Below are 2,964 nucleotides of genomic sequence, written 5' to 3' on the forward strand. Positions count from 1 at the left end.
TTTTTGAAATCCGAATTGGTCGTGGTGATTGTTTAACAATAAATATTATACAATGAATCTTTTAAAAATACCAAATAAAAAAGGGGATAAAATATATTACTATTTTGATTATGGTCGCAGTAAAGGGCAGCGCCCGACCACTGGAATATTTACCTATACAAATCCTAAAGATCAGGTTGAAAGGAACCACAATAAAGAGGCGCTGTTAATTCTAAAAACTAAGGAAAGCCAATTAATCATAGACGCACAGGCCACTGGGGGAGCGTATATCCCAAGGCACAGATTTAAGGAAAACTTCCTCGATTATTACGAAGAATATGTAACGATAAATCAGCAAGAAGGCAACCGACATCTTTCCAATAGCTTCACACAATTCAAGGAATTTATAAAAAAAGAGTTCATTTCTTCCGTAGAAATCACGGAAAATTTCTGTATCCGATTTAGACAGTTTCTACTTGATAAATTCACGGGTGAAACACCTTTGAATTATTATGCCAGATTTAAGAGAGTAATGAAAGCCGCCACAAAGGATAAATATTTTCATGAGAACCCGACAGAGGATGTTAATGCGCGTTCAAATTCATCAAAGAGTTTAAAGGAAAACCTGGAGGTAGATGAATATCTGAAATTGCTCCGCACTCCATGTGAAAATGAAGAAGTTGGTTTAGCCTTTATTTTTTGCCTTTATTCTGCATTGAGATGGGTTGATGTCAAACGGCTTAAATGGCCAACTATCAAAGAAAATGCACTCACTACGAGGATTATTCAAAGGAAGACCGGGAAGCCTGTGGTAATTACCTTGCATCCAATTGCACTTGAGATTCTTGAGCAGCAACGTAATAAAAGAATATTGACTGGAGATACAAGTGAATTGGTCTTTCAATTGCCATCTGCTGATGGAGCCAATACCGTAATTGGCAAATGGGTTAGCAAAGCAGGAATTGAAAAATATATTACTTGGTCCTGCGCAAGACTTAGCTTCTCCATACTGTTACAAGATGAGCGAATTGATGAGGCAACGGTCGCTTATTTTATGGGACATACTACAACGGCCCAGGTTAGAAAAATCTATAAACGTCATCGTCCAAAAGCAGAAACGGCAGCAATAGGTGTGCTGCCCACTCCTTCACAAGAGAGCAGGAAGAAAATGGGGTCTGAAGATGCAGCCAAGCATCCAAATATTTCCTATGTATATTCAATTAAATGAATACTCAAAAAAAGAGAGGCTTTGGCCTCTCTTTTTCTCAACTATCGCTTCCATTTCATCTTCGTTTTTTTCAGGATAGTTGTTGTCCCTTCCATCATGTTGTTGAGGTCTTCTCTGCTGAAGTACCCATTAATATTCTTATATACTCCATTCTCTTCACATTTTTTTGCGAATTGCGTTCTCCCCAAATTGCAGTAAATAAGAGCTTCTTCAGGTTTTAAGAATGGTTTGAAACAGATTGCGATTGCCTTCATTAAAATACGCTCATCATTATTTATCATACATGATATTTTAGCTATAAACAAAACTCAATCGAGCTTTTTTCCCATCTGCTTTGGGCCTTTCTGTAATCAATGTAACTGGCGTTTATTAGGTCTCCAAGAATTTTGAAGTAAGTACGCGAACTGTGTATTTTAGCTAACTGTCTTAATTCTTTTCCGTGAAATTTCGCACTAGTTGGACTATCCCTAAGCTGCAATAGAGCGGTGAAGAGGGCAATGTGAGTGTAACCTATTTTTGGATCATTCTGACACCTGATGAAGAAGGAATTAAGTAAGTCCTCATTTGAACATATTTTTGACTGATTCATATTATTGATTGTAGATGTTACTTCTAGTTTTCTGTACTAATTGAAGATAATTTTTAGTTCAAAGGGAATTGTAATCCGCCTCTTAATGGAACTACATGGCAGTAAACGACTTTAATTATTGTTCAATTGCTTCCTTATCTTCAGGAAATTATAAATTGTTGCCGCAACGGTATTATATTTGAATATAAAACAAGTAGGAAAGTTTAAAAAAAAATAGTATTATGAAAAACCTGATCAGCAGCACGTTACTTTTATTTATGGTTTTCAATTTCCTGGATAACTCCCTTTTTGCGCAAACGACGCCCAGGCCGGAAGCCAAGAAATTCGATATCAATGCCATTCCGGTTTCCAAAGCTACACTTGGCGATTTTCCTTATATACAACTGCCCAAAGGCTTAAAGCTACCTAATAGTCAGGCCTATACACATCAGGAGGACTTTTTGTTTTTCCCGGTCAATGGAAAAATGCAACGCCTGGAGGGGAATGTATGGCGGGCATCTATAACCAACGAAGGGTCTGTCGGTAATGAATGGTCTTACTATTATTTTGAAAAGAAGTTAACGGCTCAAATGACAGAACTGGGCGGCGTAAAGATATTTGACGGGAAGGTATCCAAGGCGGAACTGGACCGGATCAAAGAGGATGCTACCTATTTTGGTGACGAGGGTTCAATAGACTATTGGAACAATAAAGTTTTGGTATATGCGATCCGCAGGCAGGACGGGCATCACATTTATTGCCAGTTTAGTGGCAATACCGCCGGTGGCGAATTGCAGATACTTCAGCAATAAGGGGATAAAAAAGGCTACAATTTTTCGATTGCAGTATCCCCGCAGAAAGATTAAATAAATTTCCTTTAAACCAACTGGGCGGATCAACGGCTGAAAAAATCCCGCCCTGTTTTTCTAAGATACTTAATTCAGATAGCGTATTTGAATTGCTTCGGAGAGATAAAGTTAATTGGAATGGTGCGTTAAAGCGAGTGGTGCATAACTCCACAGTGGCACAGGTACACCCGGGATTGTCCTGAACCCGACGGTTAAAGGGGAACAGTGTATTATTCAAACCTAAACGCTCTCTGTGTAAGTCTGCAAACGGGGCTGGTTAAACACCAGCCATTCTGGGAAAAGCGCTTTATCCTTGCTGTAACAACATGATAATTTTCCCC

Annotated in this window: 3 protein-coding genes; 2 read left to right on the forward strand and 1 reads right to left on the reverse strand. The window is 38.7% G+C overall.

Features of this window, described 5'->3' with window-relative positions; genetic code table 11:
• Nucleotides 1-52: 52 nt before the first annotated feature.
• Nucleotides 53-1,207, forward strand: coding sequence for a site-specific integrase (locus tag J7604_RS26125; protein ID WP_293903299.1), 1,155 nt, complete (start codon nt 53-55; stop codon nt 1,205-1,207).
• Nucleotides 1,208-1,248: 41 nt separating this feature from the next.
• Here J7604_RS26125 and J7604_RS26130 read toward each other — a convergent pair whose 3' ends face one another.
• Nucleotides 1,249-1,461 (reverse strand): hypothetical protein, encoded by a 213-nt coding sequence (locus tag J7604_RS26130; RefSeq protein ID WP_293903301.1) that lies wholly within the window; start codon nt 1,459-1,461, stop codon nt 1,249-1,251.
• 556 nt (nt 1,462-2,017) lie between these two features.
• Here J7604_RS26130 and J7604_RS26135 point away from each other — a divergent pair.
• Complete coding sequence (locus J7604_RS26135) at nt 2,018-2,587, forward strand: hypothetical protein (protein WP_293903304.1); 570 nt, start codon at nt 2,018-2,020, stop codon at nt 2,585-2,587.
• Nucleotides 2,588-2,964 lie beyond the last annotated feature (377 nt).

Origin of the sequence: Sporocytophaga sp. (assembly GCF_017745095.1) — a bacterium.
GTDB lineage: Bacteria > Bacteroidota > Bacteroidia > Cytophagales > Cytophagaceae > Sporocytophaga.